Genomic DNA, 2,372 nt, shown 5'->3' on the forward strand with positions numbered 1-2,372 from the left:
CGCTCCTACAAGTACCCACAGAACGGAATACCGGTGGCAATGGTCGTAGCTAAATATCCCGCCACCGGTTGCCCACGCCATGAAATCGCCAGCAGACGGCAAGACCCCCGACCTTTCGGCCAAAGAACAGCGCGAGGTTGAGAAAAACCAGCCGCCGCGCGCGGCGGTACTGCACGAAATCATCCGTACACAGGGTGATCAGGAGCTCGAGCGCAGCATTGCCGCGTTGTGGTGGTCAGCGCTGGCCGCCGGTTTGTCCATGGGGCTGTCGCTCATGGCCATGGGCTTGCTCAACTCCCGCCTGCCGGAGGGAGAGGGCTTCAAGGTGATCGCCAGCTTCGGTTACTGCGCCGGGTTTCTTGCGGTGATTCTTGCCCGTCAGCAACTGTTTACCGAAAACACCCTGACCGCTGTCCTGCCCATCATGAGCAAACCCACGTTGGGCAACTTCGGCCGGCTGCTACGGCTGTGGTCGGTGGTACTGGCGGGCAACCTCTGCGGCACCTTGCTCGTGGCGTATGTGATGCTGGAACTGCCGATTTTCGACAGCAAGACTGATGTCGCGTTTCTCGACATCGGTCGCAAGGTCATGGAAAGCGACCGTAGCCAGATGTTCTCCAAAGGCATTATTTCGGGCTGGATGATTGCCACCATGGTCTGGATGATCCCGTCCATGGAGAGCGCCAAGGTGTGGATCATCATCCTCATCACCTATTTCATGGCGCTGGGAGATTTCACCCACATTGTGGTCGGTTCGCTGGAGGTTTCGTACCTGGTGTTTGCCGGTGAATTGCCGTGGAGAGATTTCTGGCTGGTGTTCGCAGGCCCCACGCTGGTGGGGAATATCATCGGCGGCAGCTTTATCTTCGCGCTGATCAGCCATGCGCAAATTCGCAGTGAAAGCGGGCCACCGAAAAACGCGACGGATCAGGGGGAATCTCCCGACCCGCGGAAAACCGAAAAGTAATCCACATCAGCCAGCAATATTTACCGTCGCGACGCTACGACGCTGCCGGTAGATGAAGAACAGTGCGGTCAGCACCGTGAACCCGCTGACCAGGGCGCCGGTCAACGGCAGGTCTGCCAGATCGGCGCCGCTGGCGACTACCAATCCGCCGATCCAGGCGCCTGCCGCATTGCCGAGATTGAACGCGCTCTGATTCAGTGTTGAGCCCAGATTGGGCGCTTCATGGGCCTGATCGATGATCAGCAGTTGCAGAATCGGGCACAGGGCGAAGGCGAAAATTCCCCACAACACCAACGTAATGGCAGCCGGGATCACCGAGTGGCTGGTCTGGCTGAATGCGGCCAGCACCAACACCACTGCCAGCGCCATGCCAACCAGCGAGGGCAGCAAACGGCTATCGGCCAGACGCCCGCCAAGCATGCTGCCGGCCGTCAGCCCCACACCGAACAACAGCAGCATGATCGTCACGCCGTGCGGACTGACGCCGGTAATGTCCTGCAGAATCGGCGCGATGTAGGTGAATACGCTGAACAGGCTGGTCGAGGCCAGTACGCTCATACCCAGCGCCAACAGCACATTGACTTTACCCAGTACCTTGAATTCGGCGGCCAGGTTGGCTTTGTCCATGGGAATGTCTTTGGGCAGCCAGACCCATTGCGCAATAGCGGCGATCACGCCGATCACTGACACCGCCCAAAACGTCGAGCGCCACCCAGCGTATTGCCCGAGCGCAGTGCCCAGTGGCACGCCCAGCACGTTAGCCAGGGTCAGCCCTGTGAACATCATGGCAATCGCTTGGGCCCGCTTGTTCGGCGCGACCAGCCCGGCGGCTACCACCGAACCAATACCGAAAAATGCGCCGTGACAGAGAGCGGTAATCACCCGTGCGGCCATCAGCGTGGCGTAGTTCGGCGCCAAAGCGCAGAGCATGTTGCCGAGGATGAACATCAGCGTCATGCCCAGCAGTGTGGCTTTGCGTGGCATGTTGGCGGTACCGACCGCGAGGATCGGCGCGCCGAACACCACGCCCAGGGCGTAGCCGGTGATGAGCAGTCCGGCATCGGGAATGCTCACGGCGAGATCGCGGGCGACGTCGGGCAACAAGCCCATGATGACGAATTCGGTGGTGCCGATGCCGAAGGCGGCAACGGCGAGGGCAAGCAAGGCGAGCGGCATGCGCAAGGTCTCTGTCGGTAGTCTTGACGCTCTGATCAGGCATACGCATGCCGAAGTCCGTTCTCGATGAGAGCGGGCCGGGGCAGATTTTATTGGAATTAGTCTGTGCGCAACTGAGTGCGGCGTGGTCGCTTGCAGTATAAACAGCCACTGACATATGGCGAATCAATTCTCTACATGCTTTATGTAGGAGCTGCCGAAGGCTGCGATCTTTTGATCTGTCTTTAAA

2 protein-coding genes are annotated in these 2,372 nt (G+C 59.6%); one reads left to right on the forward strand and one right to left on the reverse strand.

The window, feature by feature from the left end; all coding sequences use genetic code 11:
* Positions 1–79 precede the first annotated feature (79 nt).
* Complete coding sequence (locus ACRESJ_RS29220; protein ID WP_431760981.1) at positions 80–967, forward strand: formate/nitrite transporter family protein; 888 nt, start codon at positions 80–82, stop codon at positions 965–967.
* Between the two features lie 6 nt (positions 968–973).
* Here the strand turns inward: ACRESJ_RS29220 and ACRESJ_RS29225 are convergent, their stop codons facing one another.
* The gene (locus ACRESJ_RS29225) at positions 974–2,143 is read right to left on the reverse strand and encodes an MFS transporter (protein ID WP_431760982.1); all 1,170 of its coding nucleotides are present in this window, start codon (positions 2,141–2,143) and stop codon (positions 974–976) included.
* Positions 2,144–2,372 lie beyond the last annotated feature (229 nt).

The sequence above is a fragment of the Pseudomonas sp. genome (genome assembly GCF_050739655.1).
Lineage (GTDB): Bacteria > Pseudomonadota > Gammaproteobacteria > Pseudomonadales > Pseudomonadaceae > Aquipseudomonas.